This is a genomic window from Pseudomonas azotoformans (assembly GCF_900103345.1).
Classification (GTDB): Bacteria; Pseudomonadota; Gammaproteobacteria; order Pseudomonadales; family Pseudomonadaceae; genus Aquipseudomonas; species Aquipseudomonas azotoformans.
Map to the genome: position 1 here is coordinate 6,527,089 of NZ_LT629702.1, position 24,187 is coordinate 6,551,275.

General features: G+C 61.5%; 21 protein-coding genes. 12 read left to right on the forward strand and 9 right to left on the reverse strand.

What is annotated here, in order from left to right:
• The first annotated feature begins 130 nt into the window (after nucleotides 1-130).
• Nucleotides 131-754 carry an HAD family hydrolase gene (locus BLR69_RS29670; protein ID WP_071496696.1) on the forward strand — a complete coding sequence of 208 codons (624 nt, stop codon included), beginning with the start codon at nucleotides 131-133 and terminating at the stop codon, nucleotides 752-754.
• Here BLR69_RS29670 and BLR69_RS29675 read toward each other — a convergent pair.
• The gene (locus BLR69_RS29675; RefSeq protein WP_071496695.1) at nucleotides 751-1,656 is read right to left on the reverse strand and encodes a LysR family transcriptional regulator; all 906 of its coding nucleotides are present in this window, start codon (nucleotides 1,654-1,656) and stop codon (nucleotides 751-753) included. The two genes, BLR69_RS29670 and BLR69_RS29675, sit on opposite strands and share 4 nt — an antisense overlap.
• A gap of 102 nt (nucleotides 1,657-1,758) precedes the next feature.
• Here BLR69_RS29675 and BLR69_RS29680 point away from each other — a divergent pair, with 102 nt between their 5' ends.
• Nucleotides 1,759-2,937, forward strand: coding sequence for an acetylornithine transaminase (locus BLR69_RS29680; RefSeq protein WP_071496694.1), 1,179 nt, complete (start codon nucleotides 1,759-1,761; stop codon nucleotides 2,935-2,937).
• On the opposite strand, the gene punR is transcribed toward BLR69_RS29680, so the two are convergent.
• Nucleotides 2,909-3,832 carry a DNA-binding transcriptional activator PunR gene (punR, locus tag BLR69_RS29685; protein ID WP_071496693.1) on the reverse strand — a complete coding sequence of 308 codons (924 nt, stop codon included), beginning with the start codon at nucleotides 3,830-3,832 and terminating at the stop codon, nucleotides 2,909-2,911. The genes BLR69_RS29680 and punR overlap by 29 nt on opposite strands.
• Before the next feature lie 122 nt (nucleotides 3,833-3,954).
• Here punR and punC point away from each other — a divergent pair, with 122 nt between their 5' ends.
• Nucleotides 3,955-5,139 (forward strand): purine nucleoside transporter PunC, encoded by a 1,185-nt coding sequence (punC, locus tag BLR69_RS29690; protein WP_071496692.1) that lies wholly within the window; start codon nucleotides 3,955-3,957, stop codon nucleotides 5,137-5,139.
• A gap of 129 nt (nucleotides 5,140-5,268) precedes the next feature.
• On the opposite strand, the gene BLR69_RS29695 is transcribed toward punC, so the two are convergent.
• Nucleotides 5,269-6,102 carry a nucleoside-binding protein gene (locus BLR69_RS29695; protein WP_071496691.1) on the reverse strand — a complete coding sequence of 278 codons (834 nt, stop codon included), beginning with the start codon at nucleotides 6,100-6,102 and terminating at the stop codon, nucleotides 5,269-5,271.
• 158 nt (nucleotides 6,103-6,260) lie between these two features.
• On the opposite strand from BLR69_RS29695, the gene BLR69_RS29700 reads away from it, so the two are divergent.
• Nucleotides 6,261-7,763 carry a nucleobase:cation symporter-2 family protein gene (locus BLR69_RS29700; RefSeq protein ID WP_071496690.1) on the forward strand — a complete coding sequence of 501 codons (1,503 nt, stop codon included), beginning with the start codon at nucleotides 6,261-6,263 and terminating at the stop codon, nucleotides 7,761-7,763.
• 115 nt (nucleotides 7,764-7,878) lie between these two features.
• On the opposite strand, the gene BLR69_RS29705 is transcribed toward BLR69_RS29700, so the two are convergent.
• Nucleotides 7,879-8,811, reverse strand: a complete 933-nt coding sequence (locus BLR69_RS29705; RefSeq protein WP_071496689.1) for a proline iminopeptidase-family hydrolase — start codon at nucleotides 8,809-8,811, stop codon at nucleotides 7,879-7,881.
• 92 nt (nucleotides 8,812-8,903) lie between these two features.
• Nucleotides 8,904-9,668 carry a LuxR family transcriptional regulator gene (locus BLR69_RS29710; RefSeq protein ID WP_071496688.1) on the reverse strand — a complete coding sequence of 255 codons (765 nt, stop codon included), beginning with the start codon at nucleotides 9,666-9,668 and terminating at the stop codon, nucleotides 8,904-8,906.
• 184 nt (nucleotides 9,669-9,852) lie between these two features.
• On the opposite strand from BLR69_RS29710, the gene BLR69_RS29715 reads away from it, so the two are divergent.
• From BLR69_RS29715 to BLR69_RS29740, 6 genes are read left to right on the forward strand one after another with little or no spacing between them, the layout of a single operon-like run.
• The gene (locus BLR69_RS29715; protein ID WP_071496687.1) at nucleotides 9,853-10,740 is read left to right on the forward strand and encodes a proline iminopeptidase-family hydrolase; all 888 of its coding nucleotides are present in this window, start codon (nucleotides 9,853-9,855) and stop codon (nucleotides 10,738-10,740) included.
• Between the two features lie 3 nt (nucleotides 10,741-10,743).
• On the forward strand, nucleotides 10,744-11,691 hold the full coding sequence (locus BLR69_RS29720) for an ABC transporter permease (RefSeq protein ID WP_071496686.1): 948 nt from the start codon (nucleotides 10,744-10,746) through the stop codon (nucleotides 11,689-11,691).
• Nucleotides 11,688-12,545, forward strand: a complete 858-nt coding sequence (locus BLR69_RS29725) for an ABC transporter permease (RefSeq protein WP_071496685.1) — start codon at nucleotides 11,688-11,690, stop codon at nucleotides 12,543-12,545. Before BLR69_RS29720 ends, BLR69_RS29725 begins: the two co-directional genes overlap by 4 nt.
• Nucleotides 12,542-13,498 carry an ABC transporter ATP-binding protein gene (locus tag BLR69_RS29730; protein WP_071496684.1) on the forward strand — a complete coding sequence of 319 codons (957 nt, stop codon included), beginning with the start codon at nucleotides 12,542-12,544 and terminating at the stop codon, nucleotides 13,496-13,498. Before BLR69_RS29725 ends, BLR69_RS29730 begins: the two co-directional genes overlap by 4 nt.
• Nucleotides 13,495-14,466, forward strand: coding sequence for an ABC transporter ATP-binding protein (locus BLR69_RS29735; protein WP_071496683.1), 972 nt, complete (start codon nucleotides 13,495-13,497; stop codon nucleotides 14,464-14,466). Before BLR69_RS29730 ends, BLR69_RS29735 begins: the two co-directional genes overlap by 4 nt.
• 35 nt (nucleotides 14,467-14,501) lie before the next feature.
• Nucleotides 14,502-16,016, forward strand: coding sequence for an ABC transporter substrate-binding protein (locus BLR69_RS29740; RefSeq protein ID WP_071496682.1), 1,515 nt, complete (start codon nucleotides 14,502-14,504; stop codon nucleotides 16,014-16,016).
• A gap of 128 nt (nucleotides 16,017-16,144) precedes the next feature.
• Here the strand turns inward: BLR69_RS29740 and BLR69_RS29745 are convergent, their stop codons facing one another.
• From BLR69_RS29745 to BLR69_RS29760, 4 genes are all read right to left on the reverse strand, one after another.
• Nucleotides 16,145-16,885: a YciK family oxidoreductase gene (locus tag BLR69_RS29745; protein WP_071496681.1), complete on the reverse strand. Its 741-nt coding sequence runs from the start codon at nucleotides 16,883-16,885 to the stop codon at nucleotides 16,145-16,147.
• A 185-nt stretch (nucleotides 16,886-17,070) separates the two neighbouring features.
• The gene (gene mupP, locus BLR69_RS29750) at nucleotides 17,071-17,742 is read right to left on the reverse strand and encodes an N-acetylmuramic acid 6-phosphate phosphatase MupP (RefSeq protein WP_071496680.1); all 672 of its coding nucleotides are present in this window, start codon (nucleotides 17,740-17,742) and stop codon (nucleotides 17,071-17,073) included.
• Between the two features lie 4 nt (nucleotides 17,743-17,746).
• A complete protein-coding gene (gene ubiG / locus BLR69_RS29755) occupies nucleotides 17,747-18,445 on the reverse strand; it encodes a bifunctional 2-polyprenyl-6-hydroxyphenol methylase/3-demethylubiquinol 3-O-methyltransferase UbiG (RefSeq protein WP_003189760.1) in 699 nt (232 codons plus the stop codon).
• 64 nt (nucleotides 18,446-18,509) lie between these two features.
• Nucleotides 18,510-19,841 carry a TRZ/ATZ family hydrolase gene (locus tag BLR69_RS29760; protein ID WP_071496679.1) on the reverse strand — a complete coding sequence of 444 codons (1,332 nt, stop codon included), beginning with the start codon at nucleotides 19,839-19,841 and terminating at the stop codon, nucleotides 18,510-18,512.
• A gap of 108 nt (nucleotides 19,842-19,949) precedes the next feature.
• On the opposite strand from BLR69_RS29760, the gene mtnA reads away from it, so the two are divergent.
• Both mtnA and gyrA read left to right on the forward strand, forming a co-directional pair.
• Nucleotides 19,950-21,026, forward strand: coding sequence for an S-methyl-5-thioribose-1-phosphate isomerase (gene mtnA, locus BLR69_RS29765; protein ID WP_071496678.1), 1,077 nt, complete (start codon nucleotides 19,950-19,952; stop codon nucleotides 21,024-21,026).
• A gap of 424 nt (nucleotides 21,027-21,450) precedes the next feature.
• Nucleotides 21,451-24,105 (forward strand): DNA gyrase subunit A, encoded by a 2,655-nt coding sequence (gene gyrA / locus BLR69_RS29770; RefSeq protein ID WP_010211963.1) that lies wholly within the window; start codon nucleotides 21,451-21,453, stop codon nucleotides 24,103-24,105.
• Nucleotides 24,106-24,187 lie beyond the last annotated feature (82 nt).

The window sequence follows — 24,187 nt, forward strand, 5'->3', positions numbered from 1 at the left end:
TCGGGGCCGTTTTTTATGGCCGCTGAAAAAGGCTGCCTTCAGAACCCTCTTACACATTTTTGAGCAGCGTCCGATCGCTCCGATATGCCAGACTCCAGCCGCTATCACATTCAGGCTAACGGAGGATCTGATGACGATTCGTGCAGTGGTTTTTGATTTCGGCGGTGTCCTGTTCGACTGGAGCCCGCAGCACCTGTACCGCAAGCTGATTGCCGACGAGCATGAGCGGCAATGGTTCCTCGATAACATCTGCACGCAGGCCTGGAACACCGAGCAGGACGCCGGTCGCTCCCTGGCCGATGGCACCCGCAGCCTGATCGAACAATACCCGCATCATGAGCGCTTGATTCAAGCCTATTACGACCGTTGGCACGAGATGCTGCGAGGGCCGTTGCCGGAGGGCGTGGCGATCCTCGAAGCATTGCACCGAGCCGATATGCCGTTGTTCGGGCTTACCAACTGGTCCGCCGAGACGTTCCCCTATGCGCGGGCCAATTACCCGTTCCTGCAGTGTTTTCGCGACATCGTGGTATCCGGCGAGTTGAAGCTGATCAAGCCTGACGCGGCGATCTACCACGCCAGCCTCAGCCAGGCACGGGCCCAGTTGCCGGATATCCAGCCGGCTGAAGTGGTGTTTATCGATGACGTTGCCGGCAATATCGAAGCGGCCATCGCACTGGGCTGGCAGGGGATTCACCATGTGTCTGCCGAGCGCACGGCCGCGCAGTTGCGTGAGTTGGGCGTGGGCTTCTAGCGCGCCCACTTTTCCATGGCGAAATCCACGAAGGCGCGCAGCTTGGGCAGGCGATACCGGTCCTGGCCGTAGAGCAGATGCATGGGGCGGCTGGGCAGTCGATAGGTGGTCAACAAGGCTACCAGTTTGCCGCTCTCCAGGTCCGGTTGTACCAGGGCATCGGCCAGCATGATGATGCCCATGCCGTTGACGGCCGCCTGGCGCAAGCCTTGCGAGCTGTTGATGGTCAATGAGCCGGACACCGGCACTTCCACCTCGCCGCTATCGTCGGTCATGCGCCAGAGTTTTTCGGTGTCGCGCCAATTGTCATTGGCCGGGTAGGCGAACGCCAGGCAGTCATGCTGCCTGAGGTCCTCGGGTTTCGAAGGCGTGCCGCGTCGCGCCAGGTACGCAGGTGACGCGCAGAGGGTGAGGGTGTAGTCCTGCATTGGCCGGGCGATCAGGCTCGATGTTTCCAGTTCGCCCAGACGTATCGCCACGTCGAAGCCGCTGTCGACCAAGTCCATCCGCTCGTTGCTCAGCACCACGTACAGGTTGATCAGCGGGTAGCGCCGGGAAAACTCGCTCAAGGCCGGTGTAAGGCGTTCGGTGCCGAATACGGGCGGCGCGGTGATGCGCAGGGTGCCCTTGGGGATATCACTATGGGCTTGTTCGGCCAGTTGCTCGGAGTCGGCCACCAGCCCCAATACTTCCAGGCAGCGCTGGTAATACTGCCCACCGAATTCCGTGAGGCTCTGTTTGCGCGTGGTGCGCTTGAGCAGGCTGACGCCCAGGCGTTGTTCCAGCGCGCGCAGGTGATTGCCGACCATGGTGGTCGACATCCCGCAGGCGTGGGCCGCCGCCGTCATGCTGCCGGTCTCGACTACCTTCACGTACACCGACATCGCTTGGAACAGGTCCATTATAAAGCCCTGATTTAAAGTCATTGCAGGAATGTACAGTTTATCCAGCTCAGGTGGCTAACGATACTGAAGCCATCACAACGATGCACTGGAGACCGCACCATGACCGCCGCCTGCCTGATGACCACCTACCAACCCCTGGCCCTGAGCTTTACCCACGGCCTGGGCACGCGCCTGTGGGACCAGCAGGGCCGCGAATACCTTGATGCGGTGGCGGGTGTGGCGGTGACCAATGTCGGTCACTCGCACCCCAGGCTGGTGACGGCGATCAGCGAACAGGCAGGCTTGCTGCTGCATACCTCCAACCTTTACAGCATCGACTGGCAACAGCGACTGGCCCAGCGCCTGACCCAACTGTCTGGCCTGGACCGGGCGTTCTTCAACAACTCTGGCGCCGAAGCCAACGAAACAGCGTTGAAGCTGGCGCGGCTGCATGGCTGGAAAAAGGGTATTGAAGAGCCGTTGGTGGTGGTGATGGAAAACGCCTTTCATGGCCGCACGCTAGGCACCATGGCTGCCAGTGATGGGCCGTCGGTGCGCTTGGGTTTCCAACGCTTGCCGGGGGACTTTCTCAAGGTGGGCTTTGGTGATATCGCCGCCATAGAAGCCATCACAAAAGAATATGGGGCGCGCATCGCAGCGGTTCTGCTGGAGCCGATCCAGGGCGAAAGTGGTGTGCTGCCGGCGCCTCCGGGCTATCTGCAGGCCCTGCGCGATCACTGCACGCGCCATGGCTGGCTGATGATCCTCGATGAAATCCAGACCGGCATCGGCCGCACCGGCACCTGGTTCGCCTTCCAGCATGAAGGCATTGTCCCGGACGTGATGACCCTGGCCAAAGGCCTCGGCAATGGCGTGCCAATCGGCGCATGCCTGGCGCGGTCGGCTGTCGCGCAGTTGTTCACGCCGGGCAGCCACGGCAGCACCTTCGGTGGCAATCCACTGGCGTGTCGCGTGGGGTGCACCGTGCTGGACATCATCGAAGAACAAGGCTTGCTGCACAACGCGGCACAACAGGGCGAGCGCTTGTTGACGCGGTTGCAAGTGGAGTTGAGTGAGCACCCGCACGTACTGGCGATTCGCGGGCAGGGGTTGATGATCGGTATCGAGCTGGCCAGCCCGTACCGCGACCTGGCCCAGCGCGCCGCCCAGGAACACGGCCTGTTGATCAACGTCACGCGGGGCAAGGTCATTCGGCTGCTGCCGCCGCTGATCCTGGATGCCAAAGAGGTCGAGATGATCGTGCGGGCCATTACCCGATTACTGGATCAGGCCCATTGAGCCATTCCTGGTTCAGGGTTTCGGTATCGCCCAGGTACTCCAACAACCAGGCCATGGCCGGGGACAGCTTGTCCTGTGCCCAGGCCACGCATGACGGGCTGGCCGGAAACGGTCGGCTCAATTGCAGCGCCACCAGCTCGCTGCGTTCTATCCACGGCAACACCTGATGCGCCGGCGCCATGCCGACGCACAGGCCGTCACGCAGGCAATCGAGGGCCGAGGACCAGTTCGGCACCACCAGCCGGCGCTGGTTATCCAGGGTCCAGGTGTCGCGCTTGGGCAGGTTGCGTGAGGTGTCGGTCATGCACAACGAGGCGAAGGGCCGGAGTTGATCGTCACTCAGCAAGCCCTCGACGATGGCCAACGGGTGGCGCGCGCTGACCACGCACAGCCAATTCAACAAACCCATGTCGCGAAAGGTGAAGCGGCTGGCCACCGGCACCGCGCTGGTGGCACCGATCACAATGTCGGTGCGCTCATCCGCCAGGGCATCCCACACGCCGTTGTACACCTCGTACTCCAGCAACAGCTCGACTTCGGGAAACTGCCGGTAGAAATCCACCACCAGCTGCCGGCAGCGCTTGGGTTTGACGATGGAATCCACCGCCACCTTCAACTGACCACTCCAGCCGTTGGCCACTTGCTGGCAAAGGCGTCGGGTGCCGAGCATCTTTTTCATCACGCCACGGGCTTCGTCGATAAACAGCCGGCCCGCAGGCGTCAGCTCGACGTCCCGGTGGCGACGCACGAACAGCGGCACCGCGAGCCATTCTTCAAGCTGGCGCACCGTATAGCTGATGGCCGACGGCACCCGGTGCAGTTCCTGCGCAGCGGCGCTGAAGCTGCCATGACGCGCTACTGCGTCGACAACGTCCAGCGAATATTCAGACCACATGGCGGGTGCCTTCAAATTTATTGATAAGAGTGTCCAATTATTATCGCTTCACACCAAAACTGTCAGCTTCATAATGGGCGGCAGTCAGCAAATAGTTTGATGGCAGGATCAACAAGGCTTCAATGAAAAATTCTTTTGGTTTCACCTGGTATCTGGCGGGGCTGAGCATGCTCGGTTACCTCGCCATGGACATGTATTTGCCGGCGTTCGGCGCCATGGGCGAGCAATTGCAGATTGGCGCCGGTGCCGTGGGCGCCAGCTTGAGTATTTTCCTCGCCGGCTTTGCGGTCGGGCAGTTGTTGTGGGGGCCGTTGTCCGACCGCCTGGGGCGCAAGCCGATCCTGCTCGCCGGGCTGAGCCTGTTTGTGCTGGGTTGTGCGGGCATGTTCTGGGTCGAAACGGCGCCGCAGCTGCTGGCATTGCGTTTTATCCAGGCCATTGGCGTGTGCGCCGCCGCTGTCAGCTGGCAGGCGCTGGTGATCGACCGCTACCCGGCCGCCAAGGCTCACCGCGTGTTCGCCAGCATCATGCCGTTGATGTCGTTGTCACCGGCTTTAGCGCCGCTGTTGGGCGCGATGGTGCTGAATCACTTCGGCTGGCAGGCGATCTTCGGCGTACTGCTGGGGGTGTCGTTACTGTTGCTGTTGCCGACGTTGTTCCTGCGCACAGTAGCGAAACGTCAGACGGAGAAGGGCGAACCTTCGCGCCTGGGTTATGGACAGTTACTGACGTCTCGCGTGTTCACCGGCAATGTCATGATATTTGCCGCGTGCTCGGCCAGTTTCTTCGCCTGGCTGACGGCGTCGCCTTTCATCCTGGGCGGCATGGGCTACAGCCCGAATGACATCGGCTTGAGCTACGTGCTGCCCACATTGGCGTTCCTGGTCGGCGGCTACAGCTGCCGCAGCGCCTTGCAGCACTTCCAGGGCAAGACACTGTTGCCGTGGCTGCTGCTGGCGTATTGCATCAGCATGGTGGCGTTGTACCTGATCGCAACCTTGACCGTGCCGAGCCTTACCACCTTGCTGATTCCGTTCTGCCTGATGGCGCTGTGCAACGGTGCCAGTTACCCCATCGTCGTGGCGAATGCGCTGATGCCGTTTGCGGAAAACTCCGGCAAGGCGGCGGCGCTGCAAAATACGCTGCAATTGGGGCTGTGTTTTCTCAGCAGTCTGGTAGTGTCTTCGATGATCGATGAGCCACTTCTGATTACCGTGATCGTGATGCTGGCGACCGCGCCGTTGGCCGTGTTGGGGTACTGGCTGGCGCGACCCAAGGCGGAAAATTCGGAACTGGCCAGCGCTTGAACTGACAATACGCTGAAAAATATGGGAGGGGGCTTGCTCCCGATGGCGGAGTGTCAGTACTCGATGTGCTGGCTGACCGATTGCTATCGGGAGCAAGCCCCCTCCCACAGTTTGATTGGGTTTCTTCAGTTAGAACGTCACTTCCAAGTTCACCGTCGGCGTCGATGTGCGGCTACCCCGGCCGCCATCCACGCCGAACTTGTTATGCCAGTACTCGTAACCCACGCCGAGGTACAGGTTCGGCTTCACATTCTTGCCCGGCCGCACCGCCACCATCAGCGCGGTGCGCATCAGGGCTTCCGGCGCGGTGTCGCGGCCGTGATAGTCCTCGCCTTTTTCCCCGACATAATTGATAAAACCCTGGAATTTCGCCGCATGGTTGGCGATCTCGAACGGGCGCATCCACGTCAGGTTAAGCATGTAGGTATCGTCGAAGGTGTGGTTCGACTCCTGCGCGCCGGGGATGCCGGTGTGGTTCCTTTCCTTGTAGTACAGCAGGCTCAGGTCCAGCACGCCGACGGTGTTGAACTTCAAGGTCGGGCCGATCACCAGGGCGCGCTTCTTGGCTGAGGCGAAGTTGTTGTTGCGGTTGGCATCGAAACCCAACGTCAGCGCGTAATCCTTGACCAAACCGGTGCCCAGCGGCACATCGAATACCCGCGATGCATACAACTGGTGGCGGTACACCGCGTACACCTCACTCCCGCCATGGTCCGTACCCTTGCGCGGGTCGCGGCTGTCGGACAGGAACACATCGAGGTTGAGGAAATTGCTGCCGTACTGGTAGCCGCTGGCGTGGGTGAAGCTGTAGATGCGCTTGCTGAATTCATCGGGGTTGTTCGGGTTGGTGAACTGCTGGCCGTAGCGGAATCCTACGCTGTTGTTCATCCATTCCACCGCGACGGCCTCCCCGCCGCCGAGGAGGGTGAGTGCGACGGTTGCGCCCTGTAGTGCCTTTTTCATTGTTATGGGTCCTTTGGCGTTCTGGCTCATCACGGCCGGATTGTTTTTGTAACGCCGATGAAGGGTAACTTGTTCGATAGATTGTATACAACTCTATGGACATCCAGTCCAAACGTTGCATACAGTGACCGCACAACAAAAACAGAGAACCCCTCACCATGACTATCCCGAAGGCGTTACCGCAGCGGCCAGAAGATGAGAATCTCGGCGTCGCCGCCAACATGGCTTACGGCCTGCAACATGTGCTCACCATGTACGGCGGCATCGTCGCGGTACCGTTGATCGTCGGCCAGGCGGCAGGTTTGTCGCCGGCGGATATCGGCCTGCTGATCGCCGCGTCGCTGTTTGCCGGTGGCCTGGCCACGCTGTTGCAGACCCTGGGCCTGCCGTTTTTCGGCTGCCAGTTGCCGCTGGTGCAGGGCGTATCGTTCGCCGGTGTGGCAACCATGGTGGCGATTGTCGGCAGTGATGGCGCCGGTGGTGTGCCGGCGATTCTCGGTGCGGTGATGGCCGCGTCGTTCATTGGTTTATTGATAACCCCGGTGTTCTCACGGATCACCAAGTTTTTCCCGCCGTTGGTGACGGGCATTGTGATCACCACCATCGGCCTGACCCTGATGCCCGTTGCGGCGCGCTGGGCCATGGGCGGCAACAGCCGCGCTGCAGATTTCGGCAGCATGTCCAATATCGGCCTGGCGGCGCTGACCCTGGTACTGGTGTTGCTGCTGAGCAAGATCGGCAGCGCGACCATCTCGCGCCTGTCGATCCTGTTGGCGATGGTGATCGGCACCGTGATTGCGGTGTTCCTCGGCATGGCTGACTTCTCGGGTGTGACCCAGGGGCCGATGTTCGGTTTCCCCACACCCTTCCATTTCGGCATGCCCACCTTTCACGTGGCCGCGATCATTTCCATGTGCATCGTGGTGATGGTGACCCTGGTCGAGACCTCGGCGGATATCCTGGCGGTGGGTGAAATCATCGACACCAAAGTCGATTCAAAACGCCTGGGCAACGGGCTGCGCGCCGATATGCTGTCGAGCATGTTTGCGCCGATCTTCGGTTCGTTCACCCAAAGCGCCTTCGCTCAGAACGTCGGGCTGGTGGCGGTGACCGGGGTCAAGAGCCGCTTCGTGGTGGCCACGGGCGGGCTGTTCCTGGTGATCCTCGGCTTGCTGCCCTTCATGGGGCGCGTGATCGCGGCGGTGCCCACTTCAGTGTTGGGCGGGGCCGGGATTGTGCTGTTCGGTACCGTGGCGGCCAGTGGTATCCGCACCTTGTCCAAGGTCGATTACCGCAACAACATGAACCTGATCATCGTCGCCACTTCCATCGGTTTTGGCATGATCCCGATTGCGGCACCGAGCTTCTACGATCACTTCCCGACTTGGTTCGCGACTATTTTCCACTCGGGGATCAGCTCATCGGCAATCATGGCGATCCTGCTGAACCTGGCGTTCAACCATTTCACCGCCGGTAACTCGGACCAGCAGTCGGTATTTGTGGCGGGGACCGAGCGTAGCTTGTGCTTTCGCGATGTGTCGGAACTGCGTGATGGGGATTACTTCAAGGGCGGCAAGTTGTTTGATGCGCAGGGCAGGGAAATCCCGTTGGTGGCGGAAGTGTCGAAGAAGGCCGCAAAGCCTCAAACCACTGAGGTCTGAATGTGGGAGGGGGCTTGCCCCCGATAGCGGTGTGTCAGCAACCCATCACTCAGCTGATCCCCCGTCATCGGGGGCAAGCCCCCTCCCACAATTGGAATGCATCCAGCTTGAGCATTCAGCTGGCCTTGAGCACTTTGTATTTTGCCGAACACACCTCATCCAGAAACTTCACCACAGTCCCCATGCACGCCTGGCGTTCTTCCACATGGGGCATGTGGCTGGAGTCTTCAAACAGCGCCCAGCGCACATCGGCGATTTCATCCAGGAACGGCTTGACTACCAGTGGCGTGGCCTCGTCGTGCCGGCCTGAGATCACCAGGGTCGGTACGTTGATCGCCGATAGGCGGCCAGTGGATTTCCAGTCTTTCAAGCTGCCGATCACATGGAACTCGGTCGGGCCGCTCATGGCGTGGTACACCGTCGGGTCGGCGTCGACCGCGGCGAAGGTGCGCGCCACTTCCTCGGGCCATGGGATGACCCGGCACACGTGATGGTCATAGAACACCCGCGATGCGGCGAGGTATTCCGGGTCCTGATAGGTGCCGGCGGTTTCGTGCTTGAGCAGGGTTTCATGCACGCCTTCAGGCAATAATTTGCGCAGGCGGTTGGCTTCGCTGACCCAAGTGCGCATGCATGTTGGCGAATTGGCCGGGATGAACGCACGCAGGCCTTTGGGTTGCAGGATCGCGTGTTCGCTGCCGAGCATGCCGCCCCAGGACTGGCCGAGGATCGCGTAGTTATCGCTGATCTGCAGATGGTCCAGCAGGTTGTTCAGTTCTTCGAGAAACAGGCCTACGGTCCAGAAGGATGGGTCTTTGTCGGGCAGATGAGTGGAGCGGCCGTTGCCCAGTTGGTCGTAGTGGATCACGGCGTGGCCGCTGGCGGCGACATCCTTGAACGCGTCAACGTAATCGTGGGTGCATCCGGGGCCGCCGTGGATAACCACCAGGGGCGTGCGACCGCTGGAGAGGTCACCGGTGACGCGGTACCAGGTTTGGTAGGCGCCAAACGCCGCATACCCTTCGCGGATTTTTTCGATGAATTCCATTTCGTGCCCTGCTCTGAAAAAAGGATCGGGGACACGATAATGGGTGAAAGAAATTTAAGTAACTAGCAAAACAGCTAGGTTTTGCCCGGCGGTCAATCGTCGAGCAGGCGGTAATGGGTGGCGCGCACCACCGCTTGCACGCGGTTCTTGGCCCCCAGCTTGTGCATGGCCGAGGCCAGGTGCAGGGTGACTACCGCCAGGGAACGGCTCAGTTGTGTGGCAATTTCGGCCGCAGTCAGGCCGTCGGCAGCCCATTTGAGGCACTCACGTTCGCGTTTGGTCAGGTGGATATGCGGGTAAGTGCGCAGCTCTTTGCTGAACAGCGGGTAGGCGGCCTCCTGTAACGCATGGGAAATCAGGCCGAAATCCGACAGGGTCTGCTGCGCATCCTGCAGCACGTTGCGGGCATTGCCGGTACGCAGGCCGGTCAGCGAGGCAAAGCCACCGCGGGGCAGGTGGATCGGCACGCTGACCCCGCAGGTCAATTGCTGGTCATGTAGGTAGGATGAAACCGGCGCGTGGCAGGGGTCGATGATCTTTTGCAGCGGGGTGTCGGCCTTGACGTCGTAGGACCACACGAACGGCGACACCCGGCTCAGGGCCAGATGTTGCACCGGGTCGATCTGGTAGAACCCTTCGCTGCACCACAAGGCATGCCAGTCGGGCGGGGTGTTGCGCAGTTGCAGCACCGAAGGGGTGATCAATGCACCATCCTGGTCGATCGGCACCGGGGTGTAGTCGTACACCAAGGCGTCGAAGCCCAGTTGCTGGGCGAGGATAAAGGTGTTGTCCATCTGCTCGTCCAGGCTCCTGCCCGGCATCAGACGGTGATTTAAGGCAGTCAGCTTGGCCAGCATCCGTTCTGCTCCCGATTTCATTTGAATCTCGACTTGCTGCAAGTAGAATGCCACGCCCCGGCGAAGGACTGCCAGGCCAAACCTATAAGAAATGCTAGGTTATGGACGCGCGGCATCCTCGGTAGTGTTGGCCTGATATACGGCCCGCTACCCGCCAGGCCGACACTACACAAGGAATGTATGCATGTGGCGTGAAATTGCCCCCGACCAGCAGTACAACGTGCAAGTCGACGGCCATAACCTCGTGGTCTACAGCTTTGGCGAAGGCGATGAGGTGCTGCTGTGCCTCAACGGCGGGCCGGGCCTGCCGTGTGACTACTTGCGCGACGCCCATGGCTGGCTCAAGGACCATAACCTGCGAGTGGTTGCATTCGACCAGCTTGGCACGGGCGCATCAGCCAGACCCACCGATGTCTCACTGTGGGAAATCCGCCGTTATGTCGAAGAAGTCGAAACCGTGCGTCAGGCCCTGGACCTGGGCCGTGTGCATCTGCTCGGGCATTCCTGGGGCGGCTGGCTCGGTATCGAATACGCCATCCATTACCCCGACGCACTGAAAAGCCTGATCCTCGAAAACACCGTGGGCGACATTCCGCACCTGTCCCAGGAGCTGGAGCGCCTGCGCGGCGCCCTTGGCAGCGAAACCGTGGCCATGATGCAACGCCACGAGGCCATGGGCACCCTCGACCACCCGCAATACCAGGCGGCGATCACCTTGCTCAACTACCGCCACGTGTGCCGACTGGACGAGTGGCCTGCACCGGTCAAGCGCTCTCTCGACGACTGGAACATGGGCCCCTACGAAACCATGCAGGGCCCCAACGAATTCCTCTACATCGGCAACCTCAAGGACTGGAACCGCATCCCCGAGATGGCCGAGTTCAAGATGCCGATCCTGATCACCACCGGCCAGCACGACGAACTCACCCCCGCCTGCGCCATGCGCATGAAAATGGCGGCCCGACACGCCGAATTGCATGTGTTCCCCAACAGCAGCCATATGCCTTTTTACGAGGAGCCCCAGGCGTATTTCCCGGTGTTGCTGGACTTCCTCGCTCGTCACCGAGGCTGACGGATGAACCTGGCGCGTTATCGTTTTGTGCTGTCCCGGCCGCTGCAGTTGCTGCCGGTGCTGTTTGGCATCAGCCTGATCACCTTTGTGCTGGTGCGCTCGATCCCCGGCGACCCGGCGCGCGCCTTGCTGGGCTCGCGCAGCACGCCGGATGCCTTGCTGAAGATCCGCGCCCAGTACGGCCTCGACCAGCCGTTGTGGCTGCAATATTTCTACTTCCTCAAGAACTTGCTCAAGGGCGACCTCGGCCAATCGCTGCTGTACAAGGTCGACGCTCTCAAGCTGATTGTCACGCGCATCGAGCCCACCCTAGTACTGGTACTGGGCAGCGTGGTGCTGGCGCTGCTGATCGCGGTGCCGCTGGCGACGTGGGCCGCACGCAACAAGGGCGGCTGGGCGGACAACCTGATCCGCGTGTTCACCACGGTTGGCCTGGGCATGCCGGCGTTCTGGCTGGGCTTGATGCTGATCCTGTTGCTGAGTGTGCAGTGGGGCTTGTTTCCGGTGTCCGGCTACGGCCGCACCTGGCTGGACAAGGCGCACCATATGGTGCTGCCGTGCCTGACGATTGCCCTGGCGCTGTCGGCGGTGCTGGTGCGCAACCTGCGGGCGAGCATGCTGATGGAGTTGCAGGCTGATCACGTGACCGCCGCCCGCGCCCGTGGGCTGTCGGAAGCCGCCGTGTTTCGCCGGCATGTACTGCCTAATTCCCTGGTGCCGGCGGTCAACCTGCTGGCGGTGAACATCGGCTGGCTGATCAGCGGCACGGTGGTGATCGAAAGCCTGTTCGCGATCCCCGGTATCGGCCAATTGCTGGTGCGCGGGATCTTTACCCGCGATTACATGGTGGTGCAGGGCGTGGCCATGGTGCTGGCCTGCGCGACGGTGGTGGTCAACTTCATCGCTGACGTGGTGACGGTGGCCCTCGACCCACGGGTGAAGATGCAATGAGCAGCCGCCCGTTGATTGCCCCGTGGCGCATGCGCCTGCGCTTCGGTTTTCGCAATGGCCGGCTGACGGCGGCGTGGGGCCTGTTGATTCTGCTGCTGTGGTTGGCGCTTGCGCTGTTTGCGCCGTGGATCGCGCCGTATGACCCGATTGCGCAGAACACCGATTTCAGTTTGCTCGGTCCGAGTCTTGCGCATCCGTTTGGTACGGATAACTACGGTAGGGACATCCTTTCGAGAGTGATCTGGGGCGCGCGCATCGACCTGCAACTGGCGATTGTCGGGGTGATCTTCCCGTTCATGATCGGCACCTTCATCGGCGCGGTTTCCGGGTATATCGGCGGGCGCTTCGACAGCGTCTGCATGCGCGTGATCGACGTGATCCTGGCGTTTCCGTTCCTGGTGCTGATGCTGGCGATCATGGCCATCCTCGGGCCGGGCTTGAAGAGTTTCTACATTGCCATGGCGCTGGTCGGCTGGGTGTCGTATGCGCGGCTGATCCGCTCGCAGATCCTGGTGCTCAAGGAAAGCGAGTTTGCCCTGGCCGCCAAGAGCCTGGGCTTTGGCCACGGGCGCATTCTGTTCCGGCATCTGCTGCCCAATGCGATGTTCGGCTCGATTGTGTTTTCCATGTCGGACGCGGTGCTGGTGCTGCTCAATGGCGCCGCCGTGAGCTACCTGGGCTTGGGCGTGCAACCGCCGACCGCCGAATGGGGCACCATGGTCGCCGAGGGGCAGGCCTTTATCACCACCGCGTGGTGGATCTGTACCTTTCCGGGGCTGGCCATCGTGACCCTGGCCATGGGCTTCAGCTTGCTCGCCGATGGCGTAGCGCAAGTGTTGGGGGACCGCTCATGAGTCTGCTGCAAGTGCGCGACCTCAGTGTCATCGCCAACGATGCCGGGCGCGAGGTGACCCTGGTCGACCGAGTGTCGTTCGACCTGGCCGAAGGCGAAATCCTCGGCCTGGTAGGGGAGAGCGGCTCAGGCAAGACCATGGCTTGTCGCGGCCTGATGCGCCTGCTGCCATCGCCCAGCCTGCGCGTGCAAGGCGGCGCAGTGCGGCTGGCCGGCCAAGACCTGTTGGCACTGGATGATGCTGGCATGCGCGCCGTGCGCGGCGGCCAACTGGGCATGATCTTCCAGAACCCCAGCAGCCACCTCGACCCGCTGATGCGTATCGGCGAGCAGATTGCCGAAGGCATTCGACTGCATCAAGGCGCGTCAAAAAAAGACGCACGATTGCAGGCTATCGACGTGCTGCGCCAGGTTGGCATCCCCGATCCCCAAGCGCGGGTCGACAACTACCCTCACGAGTTTTCTGGCGGCATGCGCCAGCGCGCAATGATCGCCGTGGCGCTGGGCTGCAACCCTAAAGTGCTGATCGCCGACGAGCCGACCACGGCCCTGGATGTGACGGTGCAGGCGCAGATCCTGCGGTTGCTGCTGGACCTGCGTGATCAGCGCGGCCTGTCGATCATCATGATTACCCATGACCTCGGCGTGGTGGCGCAAACCTGTGATTCCATCGCAGTGATGTATGCCGGGCGGCTGTGCGAGCACGGCAGCAAATACGACTTGCTGGCTCGACCGCAGCACCCTTACACCGCCGGCCTGATCGATTGCCAGCCCGCCCACAGCAGCGGCCACGCCTTGCTGCGCACGATCCCTGGGCAGCCGCCGTTGCTGGACGCATTGCCCGCCGGTTGCCGCTTCAACCCGCGCTGCCCGCAGGTCGGCGTCTTGTGCACCGAGGTGCTGCCACAAGGTGCGCGAGTGGCCTGTCATTACCCGTTGGGAGTGCAGCCATGAGCCTGTTGCAGATCAAGGACCTTGAGGTGAAGTTTGCCGCCTCCGGCACCGGCGTGTTCGGCTTGAACAAGCAGTGGGTGAGGGCGGTGAATGGCGTGTCGCTGAACCTGGCGGCGGGTGAAACCCTGGGGCTGGTGGGTGAGTCCGGCAGTGGCAAAAGCACCCTGGGCCGCGCCATCCTGCACCTCAACCCGATCAGCGCCGGTCAGGTGTTGTTTGATGGCATCGACATGGCCCACGGCAGCGCCATCGATATCACTCGCCTGCGGCATGAAACCGCGATGATCTTCCAGGACCCGTACGCCGCGTTGAACCCGCGCCACACCATCGGTGAAACCATCGCCGAGGTGCTGCGCGTGCAGCGCAAAGTCGCGCCAGAGCAAGTTGCAGCTCGTGTGAATGAACTGCTCGACCTGGTCGGCCTGCGCCCCGAACTGGCCAGCCGCAAACCCGGCTCCCTCAGCGGTGGCCAGTGCCAGCGCGTCGGCATTGCCCGGGCGCTGGCGGTGGAACCACGTCTGATCATCGCCGACGAGTGCGTGGCAGCACTGGACGTGTCGATCCAGGGCCAGATCATCAACCTGCTGCTGGAACTGCAACAGCGCATGAACCTGGCGATCCTGTTCATCGCCCATGACCTGGCCATCGTGCGCCGCCTGTGTGACCGCGTGGCGGTGATGTACCTGGGCAAGATCGTCGAGGAGGGGCCAGTGGAGGCGGTCTTTACTTCACCGCGTCACCCGTACACGGCGGCGTTGATCCAGGCGATTCCCGAGATCGATCCGCATCGGCCGTTACCTACGCAGCCTTTGCCGGGTGAACCACCGAGCCCACTGAATTTGCCCACCGGCTGCGCCTTCCACCCGCGTTGCCGGCATGCCCGCGCCTTGTGTTCCGTGGTGTTGCCGCCAACGCATTTCCTGCACGAGCATCGGTACAGTTGCGTGCTTGAAGAACCTTTGCTTTAACCCATCCCTGCCATTCATGAACAAGGAGTTATGACATGCAATCGCGCCACTTGAAGTTGCTCGCCGCCGCCACACTGACCGCCTGGTCGCTGACTGCCGGTTTCGCGCAGGCCGCCGGTGTACTGACCATCGGCTGCCGTGAAGACAGCACCACGTTCGACCCGATCAAAAGCGCGCAAAACCGCGACACCTGGGTATTTGCCAATGTCTACGACACTCTGGTGCGCGTCGACAACCTGGGCACCAAGATGGAGCCGGGCCTGGCTGAAAGCTGGGATATCTCCAAGGACGGGCTGACTTACACCTTCAAACTGCGTGACGCAAAGTTCTCCGATGGCTCGGCCATTACTGCCGACGATGCGGCGTTCAGCCTGCTGCGTATCCGCGACAACAAGGCGTCGCTGTGGGCTGATCCGTTCAACCTGATCAACACGGCCAAGGCGGCGGATGCGAAAACCCTGGTGGTCACCCTGAAAACCCCGGCTGTAGCCTTCCTCTCGCAACTGGCGTCGCCGACGGTGTCGATCCTGTCGGAAAAAGCCATGACCAAGATGGGCGAAGACGCCTACTCGGAAAACCCGGTAACCTCCGGTGCGTTTACCGTGGACGAGTGGCGCAAGGGCGATCGGGTGATCCTGAAGAAGAACCCGAACTTCTGGCAGGCAAAAAACGTGAGCCTGGATGGCGTGGAGTGGGTCTCCGTCACTGACGACAACACGCGCATGCGCATGGTGCAGAACAACGAGCTGGACACGGCGATCTTCGTACCGTTCTCGCGGGTTGAAGAGCTGAAGAAAGACAAGAACGTGGTGATCCACGCCGACCCGTCCACCCGTGAAGATCACCTGCTGATCAACCACGCCCACGGCCTGCTGGCCAAGCCGGAAGTGCGTCAGGCGCTGGACATGGCCATCGACAAACAATCGTTGGTGAAGACCGCCACCTACGGTCAGGGCACTGTGGCCTATTCCTACATTCCAAAGGGCTCGCTGTACCACTACGCCAACAACCTGCAGCGTCCGTATGACCCGACCGCCGCCAAGAAGCTGCTGGAGCAGGCCGGTGCCAAGGACTTGAAGCTCAACTACGTGGTCAACGCCGGCAACGAGGCCGACGAGCAGATTGCGGTGATCATCAAGGACCAGTTGGCCAAGGTCGGTGTGACCGCCAACCTGCAAAAGGTCGACCCGACCCAGAGCTGGCAGATGCTGGTGGACGGTGAGTACGATATTTCGGTGATGTACTGGACCAATGACATCCTCGACCCGGACCAGAAGACCACCTTCGTGTTGGGCCACGACACCAACCAGAACTACATGACCCGCTACAAGAACGATAAGGTCAAGGACCTGGTGGCGCAGGCACGGATCGAGGCCGATCCGGTCAAGCGTGAGCAGATGTATGTGGAATTGCAGAAACTGGCGAAACAGGATGTGAACTGGATCGACTTGTACTACAGCCCGTACATCAACATCTCACGCAAGAATGTGAGCAACTTCCTGCAGAACCCGTTGGGCCGCTTCACCCTCGAAGAAGTGGTGAAAAACTAAACCACACTGCTGAAAAATGTGGGAGGGGGCTTGCCCCCGATAGCGGTGGGACAGTCACTGTATCTGTTGACTGATCCACTGCAATCGGGGGCAAGCCCCCTCCCACATTTGGTTTTACAATGTGCCGGTTATTGCGCGTCGAACGCCTGGCCGTTGATGCCGGCACTGTCCGGCCCCATCAGGTACAGGTACACCGGCATGATTTCTTCCGGAGCAGGCCGTTCCATCGGGTTTTCCCCTGGATACGCCTGGGCGCGCATGCTGGTGCGCGTGCCGCCTGGGTTGATGCTGTTGGAGCGTACCGCTGCCACATCCTCAAGCTCATCAGCCAAGGTTTGCATCAAGCCTTCGGTCGCAAACTTCGACACGCCATAGGCGCCCCAGTAAGCCCGGCCCTTGCGCCCGACGCTGCTGGAGGTGAACACCACCGACGCATCCTTCGACAGCTTGAGCAGCGGCAACAAGGTGCTGGTCAGCATGAACATCGCGTTGACGTTCACGTGCATCACCCGCATGAAATTCTCGCCGGACAACTGTTCGAGCGGCGTGCGCGGGCCGATGATCGAGGCGTTGTGCAGCAGGCCGTCGAGGTGGCCGAATTCCTTTTCGATCATCGCTGCCAGCTCATCGTATTGATGGGGCAGGGCGGTCTCCAGGTTGAAGGGGATCACCACTGGCTGTGGTTGGCCTGCGGCTTCGATTTCGTCATACACCTGGGCCAGGTTGGCTTCGGTCTTGCCCAGCAGCAGCACGGTCGCGCCGTGAGCGGCGTAGGTTTTCGCCGCCGCGGCGCCAATCCCGCGACCGGCACCGGTGACCAGGATCACCCGGCCTTTGAGCAGTTCTGGACGTGCGGAGTAATCAAACATAAATAGCCTCGACAGAATTCAGCAGCTTATGAACCCCAAATCCGAAAACACTGAAGATCCCCTGTGGGAGGGGGCTTGCCCCCGATGAGGGCCTATCAGTCCGATAGGTGCGGGCTGGCACACCGCTATCGGGGGCAAGCCCCCTCCCACATTGGGTCTTCATAGAGGGTGGGGGCGTTGAATAATCAGCAACTGCACAGTGCGTTATCCAGCACCTTGCGCAGTTCCAGCGGGTGATCCACCACCACATCGGCGCCCCAATGGCGCGGGTTGTCGTCCGGGTGGATGTAGCCGTAAGTCACCGCGGCCGTGCGGGTGCCGGCGTCGCGGCCGGACTCGATATCACGCAGGTCATCGCCCACGAACAGCACGCTGGCCGGGTCCAGGCCGAGCATCTTGCAGGCCAGGATCATCGGCTCAGGGTCCGGCTTGCTGTTTTTCACATGGTCGGGGCAGATCAGCAGCGCCGAACGCTCAGCCAGGCCCAGTTGCTGCATGATCGGTTCGGCAAAGCGCAGGGGCTTGTTGGTGACCACGCCCCAGATCAGCTTGGACTTCTCGATGTCTTCCAACAGCTCGGCCATGCCGTCGAACAACTTGCTGTGGACCGCGCAGCCCTTGAGGTAGCGCTCGAGGAACTCCTGGCGTAGCTCTTCAAAGCCTGGGGATTCCGGGTCCATCGAGAAGGTCACCGCAACCATTGCCCGCGCACCGCCGGAGATTTCATCGCGGATGTGCTGGGGGTTGATCGGCGGCAGGTCGCGGTCGGCGCGCATGGCCTGGCAGATGGCGATAAAGTCCGGCGCGGTATCCAGCAGGGTACCGTCCATGTCGAAGAGAACCGCTCGCAACTTCACAGGCTCACTCCTCGCGCAGGGTCTGGATCATGTAGTTGACGTCCACATCGTTGGCCAGCTTGTAGTGCTTGGTCAGCGGGTTGTAGGTCAGGCCGATGATGTCCTTGACGGTCAGCCCGGCCTGGCGGCTCCAGGCACCCAGCTCGGACGGACGGATAAATTTCTTGAAGTCGTGGGTGCCGCGCGGCAGCAGCTTCATGATGTATTCGGCGCCGATGATCGCGAACAGGTAGGCCTTGGGGTTGCGGTTGATGGTGGAGAAGAACACCTGGCCGCCGGGCTTGACCATGCGGAAGCAGGCGCGGATCACCGAGGACGGGTCGGGCACGTGTTCCAGCATTTCCAGGCAGGTGACCACGTCGAACTGCTCGGGCATTTCTTCGGCCAGGGCTTCGGCAGTGATCTGGCGGTATTCCACGCTCACCCCGGACTCCAACTGGTGCAATTGGGCCACGGCCAAGGGCGCTTCGCCCATGTCGATACCCATCACGGTCGCGCCGCGCTGAGCCATGGCTTCGCTGAGGATGCCGCCGCCGCAACCGACGTCCAGTACCTTCTTGCCGGCCAGGTTGACGCGCTCGTCAATCCAGTTGACCCGCAGCGGGTTGATGTCGTGCAAAGGCTTGAACTCGCTTTCGCGGTCCCACCAGCGGTGAGCCAGGGCTTCGAATTTGGCGATTTCGGCGTGGTCGACGTTGCTCATGGTGAATCCTCTAAATCTGATAAATCGGTTTGTCAGTCTTGAACGCCGGGGTTCAAGACCTTCGTTATTCGCTGTGCCCGCTGATGCGTTGGCCCCAGGCGATGGCCGTGGCGGTCAACTGTTGTTCATCCATGCGGGTCAATTGCCGGTCGTCGAGCAATTGCTTGCCGGCGACCCAAAGGTGTTTCACGCAATCGCGTCCGGTGGCATATATAAGCTGTGAGACCGGATCATAGATCGGTTGTTGCGCCAGCCCCGACAGATCGAAAGCAACGATATCCGCCGCCTTGCCGACTTCCAGCGAGCCGATATCGCTTTCCAGGCCCATGGCCCGCGCACCATTGAGGGTGGCCATGCGCAGGGCGCGATGGGCATCGAGTGCGGTGGCCGAACCGGCGACGGCCTTGGCCAGCATCGCCGCCGTGCGGGTTTCGCCCAACAGGTCGAGGTCATTGTTGCTGGCGGCGCCATCGGTGCCGATGGCCACATTCACGCCAGCCTGCCACAGACGCTCCACCGGGCAAAAGCCGCTGGCCAGTTTCAGGTTGGATTCCGGGCAATGGATGACGCTGGTGTTGCTTTCTACCAGCAAAGCCAGGTCGTCCTCGCTGATTTGGGTCATATGAACGGCCTGGAAGCGCGGGCCGAGCAGGCCGAGCCGACCCAGGCGCGCCAATGGGCGCTCGCCGGTCTGTTCGACCGCTTGCTGCACTTCGAAGGCGGTTTCGTGAACATGCATATGGATCGCGGCGTCCAGTTCTTCGGCGATCACTCGGATTTTTTCCAGGTTGTCATCGCACACTGTGTAAGGCGCGTGCGGGCCGAAGGTGATCTTGATGCGCGGGTGGTGCTTGAGGTCGCCGAACAGCTCGACACCCTGGCGAATCGCCTCGTCGGCGCTGCCGGCGCCGGGGATCGGGAAGTCGAGGATCGGAATCGCGATCTGCGCGCGCATGCCGCTGTTGTGCACACAATCGCTGGCGACCTTGGGGTAGAAGTACATGTCGGAGAAGCAGGTGATGCCGCCCTTGAGCTGTTCGGCGATGGCCAGGTCGGTGCCGTCGCGTACGAAGGCTTCATCGACCCACTTGGCTTCGGCGGGCCAGATGTGTTTTTCCAGCCAGGTCATCAGCGGCAGGTCATCGGCCAGGCCGCGAAACAGGCTCATCGCCGCGTGCCCGTGGGCGTTGACCAGGCCGGGGCTGAGCAGCATGCCAGGTAGTTCGCGGGTTTCCCTGGCGGCCAGTTTCAACGCCGCCTGGCGAGTCCCGATAAAGGCAATGCGCCCATCGCGGATGCCCAGGCCATGCTCCTTGAGCACCACGCCAGCGGGTTCGACAGGTACCAGCCAGGTGGGCAGCAACAATAAGTCGAGCGGGGCGGCAGTGGCGGTCATCGCAGGCTTCTTCCCAGGCAGCTATAAAAGAAGGGCGAAGTATACCCGAGCGTCCTGGCTGGCGGATCGCTATAATCGGCGGCTTTGTTTATGAGTGCGGAGTAAGGGATGCGCGATCGACTGTTGGCAGCGGAGAAAGTGAAGGCCATCGATTGGCGTGATGGCGCACTGTACCTGCTCGATCAGCGTGCCTTGCCGTCCCGGGAAAGCTGGGTGGCCTGCGTGACGGTCGATGAAGTGGCTGCAGCCATTCGCTCGATGGTAGTGCGCGGTGCGCCGGCCATCGGCATCAGCGCCGCATATGGCCTGGTGCTGGCGGCCCGTGAGCGGATCGCCGAAGGCGGTGACTGGCAGGCTGCGTGGGAAGAAGACTACGCATTGTTGGCCGATGCCCGACCCACCGCGTCGAACCTGTTCTGGGCGTTGAAGCGCATGCGTGATCGCCTGGATCGTGTGAAAAAGCACGCCGACCCGCTGGCGGTGCTGGAGGCGGAGGCCATCGCTATCCATGAAAGTGACCGCGAGGCCAACCTGACCATGGCCCAGCTCGGCGTCGAGCTGATCCGCAAGCACCAGGGCAATGCCCAGGCCATCCTCACCCATGGCAACGCGGGTGCCCTGGCGACCGGCGGTGTGGGGACGGCGCTCGGGGTGATTCGCGCGGCTTACCTCGAAGGCATGGTCGAGCAGGTCTACGCCAATGAAACCCGGCCCTGGCTGCAAGGTTCGCGGCTGACCGCCTGGGAGCTGGCGGGCGAGGGCATCCCGGTGACGGTGAATGCCGACTCGGCCGGTGCGCATATCCTCAAGACCAAAGGCGTGACCTGGGTGATCGTCGGCGCCGACTGCATTGCCGCCAACGGTGATGTGATCAGCAAGATCGGCACCTACCAGTTGGCCGTGTGTGCGATGCACCACGGCGTGCGTTTCATGGTGGTGGCGCCGAGTTCTACCCTGGACCTGATGATGGCCACTGGCGATGACGTTGCCTTGGAAGAACGCGATGCCGGTGAGTTGCTGGAAGTCGCCGGCCAGCGCTTCGCGGCGGATGTGGCGGCCTTCAATCCGGTGTTCGACGTGACCCCGGCTGACCTGATCGATGTGATCGTGACCGAAAAAGGCGTGGTCGAACGGCCGGACACCGCCAAGTTGGCCAAATTGATGTGCCGTAAACGCCTGCATTGAGGGCGTCGATGCTTGTCAGATAGCGATCGGGGGCAAGCCCCCTCCCACACTTGAATCGTGAACACATTCAAAATGTGGGAGGGGGCTTGCCCCCGATTGGCGCTAAAAGTCAATAAATCCCTCCGATCCAGCCCGGAAAAATACCCCTGACCCAGCTCTGAGCCCCTCTCGTCGCCCTCAAGCCTGTCATCCGTCAACTTACTATGCTCCATGCGCATCAGGGGGATAGGTGCGTGGCGGCGATTGTGATAACATCCGGCGGTTTCCAGGGCTGCCCCGAGGGGCGGCCTATAACGTGCAGATCCGTGTCATAACTCGTTGATTTGTCGTAAGTCGTTGTCAGGCACTCTGCCGGCAGCGGCGAGCTTCGTTCGTCCCATATGGATGTGACGAGGTTTCACCCGAAAAAGGAATCAGGCTTCTCATGGGCGAACTGGCCAAAGAAATCCTCCCGGTCAATATCGAAGACGAGCTGAAACAGTCCTACCTCGACTACGCGATGAGCGTAATTGTCGGTCGGGCACTGCCTGATGCGCGCGATGGCTTGAAGCCCGTGCACCGGCGTGTGCTGTTCGCGATGAGCGAGCTGGGTAACGACTGGAACAAGCCGTACAAGAAATCTGCCCGTGTTGTCGGTGACGTGATCGGTAAGTATCACCCTCACGGCGACACTGCGGTGTACGACACCATCGTTCGGATGGCCCAGCCGTTTTCCCTGCGCTACCTGCTGGTAGACGGCCAGGGCAACTTCGGTTCGGTCGACGGCGACAACGCCGCCGCCATGCGATACACCGAAGTGCGCATGACCAAGCTGGCGCACGAGCTGCTGGCCGACCTGCATAAAGAAACCGTGGACTGGGTGCCGAACTACGACGGCACCGAAATGATCCCGGCCGTCATGCCGACCAAGATCCCCAACCTGCTGGTCAACGGTTCCAGCGGTATCGCCGTGGGCATGGCGACCAACATCCCGCCGCACAACCTCGGTGAAGTCATCGACGGTTGCCTGGCCCTCATCGACAACCCCGAGCTGACCGTCGATGAGCTGATGCAATACATCCCCGGCCCGGACTTCCCGACCGCCGCGATCATCAACGGTCGCGCCGGCATCATCGAAGCCTATCGCACCGGTCGCGGCCGCATTTACATGCGTGCCCGCTCGATCATCGAAGACATCGACAAGGTCGGTGGCCGCCAGCAGATCGTCATCACCGAGCTGCCGTACCAGCTGAACAAGGCACGCCTGATCGAGAAGATCGCCGAGCTGGTCAAAGAGAAGAAGCTCGAAGGCATCACCGAGCTGCGCGACGAGTCCGACAAAGACGGTATGCGCGTGGTGATCGAGCTGCGTCGTGGCGAAGTGCCTGAGGTGATCCTCAACAACCTCTACGCCCAGACCCAGCTGCAAAGCGTGTTTGGTATCAACGTGGTTGCACTGATCGATGGCCGCCCGCGCATCCTGAACCTCAAGGACCTGCTGGAAGCCTTCGTGCGTCACCGCCGCGAAGTGGTCACCCGCCGTACCGTGTTCGAACTGCGCAAGGCCCGCGAACGCGGCCACATCCTGGAAGGCCAGGCAGTTGCGCTGTCGAACATCGACCCGGTGATCGCCCTGATCAAGGCCTCGCCAACCCCGTCGGAAGCCAAAGAGGCGCTGATCAGCACCCCTTGGGAATCCAGCGCCGTGGTGGCCATGGTTGAACGTGCCGGCGCCGACTCGTGCCGTCCGGAGACCCTGGACCCGCAATACGGTCTGCGCGAAGGCAAGTACTTCCTGTCGCCGGAACAGGCCCAGGCCATTCTGGAACTGCGCCTGCACCGCCTGACCGGCCTGGAGCATGAGAAGCTGCTGGCCGAGTACCAGGAGATTCTCAACCAGATCGGCGAGTTGATCCGCATCCTCAGCAGCGCCGTGCGCCTGATGGAAGTGATCCGCGAAGAACTGGAAGTGATCCGCGCCGAATACGGCGATGTGCGCCGCACCGAGATTCTCGATGCGCGCCTCGACCTGACCCTGGGTGACATGATCCCGGAAGAAGAGCGTGTAGTGACCATCTCCCACGGTGGCTACGCCAAGACCCAGCCGCTGGCTGCGTACCAGGCCCAGCGTCGTGGTGGTAAAGGTAAATCGGCTACCGGCGTGAAGGATGAGGACTACATCGCTCACCTGCTGGTTGCCAACAGCCACACCACGCTGCTGTTGTTCTCCAGCAAGGGCAAGGTGTACTGGCTCAAGACCTACGAAATCCCGGAAGCGTCCCGTGCTGCCCGTGGTCGCCCACTGGTCAACCTGCTGCCGCTGGACAGTGATGAATACATCACCACCATGCTGCCGGTCGAGGAATACACCGAAGGTCACTTCATCTTCATGGCCACCGCCAAAGGCACCGTGAAGAAGACGCCGCTGGAATCCTTCAGCCGTCAACGCAGCGTGGGCCTGATCGCCCTGGAGCTGGACGAAGGCGACGTACTGATCTCCGCTGCCATCACGGATGGCGAGCGTGAGGTCATGCTGTTCTCCGATGGCGGCAAGGTCACGCGCTTCAAGGAATCCGACGTGCGTGCCATGGGCCGTACCGCCCGCGGTGTGCGCGGTATGCGCCTGCCAGAAGGGCAGAAGCTGATTTCGATGCTGATCCCGGAAGAAGGCAGCCAGATCCTCACCGCTTCCGAGCGTGGTTATGGCAAGCGCACCGCCATCAGCGAGTTCCCGGAGTACAAGCGTGGCGGCCAGGGCGTGATCGCCATGGTCAGCAACGACCGCAACGGCCGTCTGGTCGGCGCGGTGCAGGTGCTCGACGGCGAGGAAATCATGCTGATCTCCGACCAGGGCACCCTGGTACGTACCCGTGTCGCTGAAGTGTCGAGCCTGGGCCGTAACACTCAGGGCGTGACCCTGATCAAGCTGGCCAAGGACGAAAAACTGGTCGGCCTGGAGCGTGTTCAGGAGCCGTCGGAAGTCGAAGGCGAAGAGCTGGAAGGTGAGGAGTTTGAGGGCGAGGTGATCGCAGCCGGCGATGACAACGTCGACGAGCCAACCCTCGACGCTGCCGCAGACGAAGAAGAACCGCAGGAATAAGCGGACACACAGGGGGCGGATGAAGATTCGCCCCCTTGTTGTTTGTCCGGATGGAAATGTCGATGCCCACATAGATCCCTTG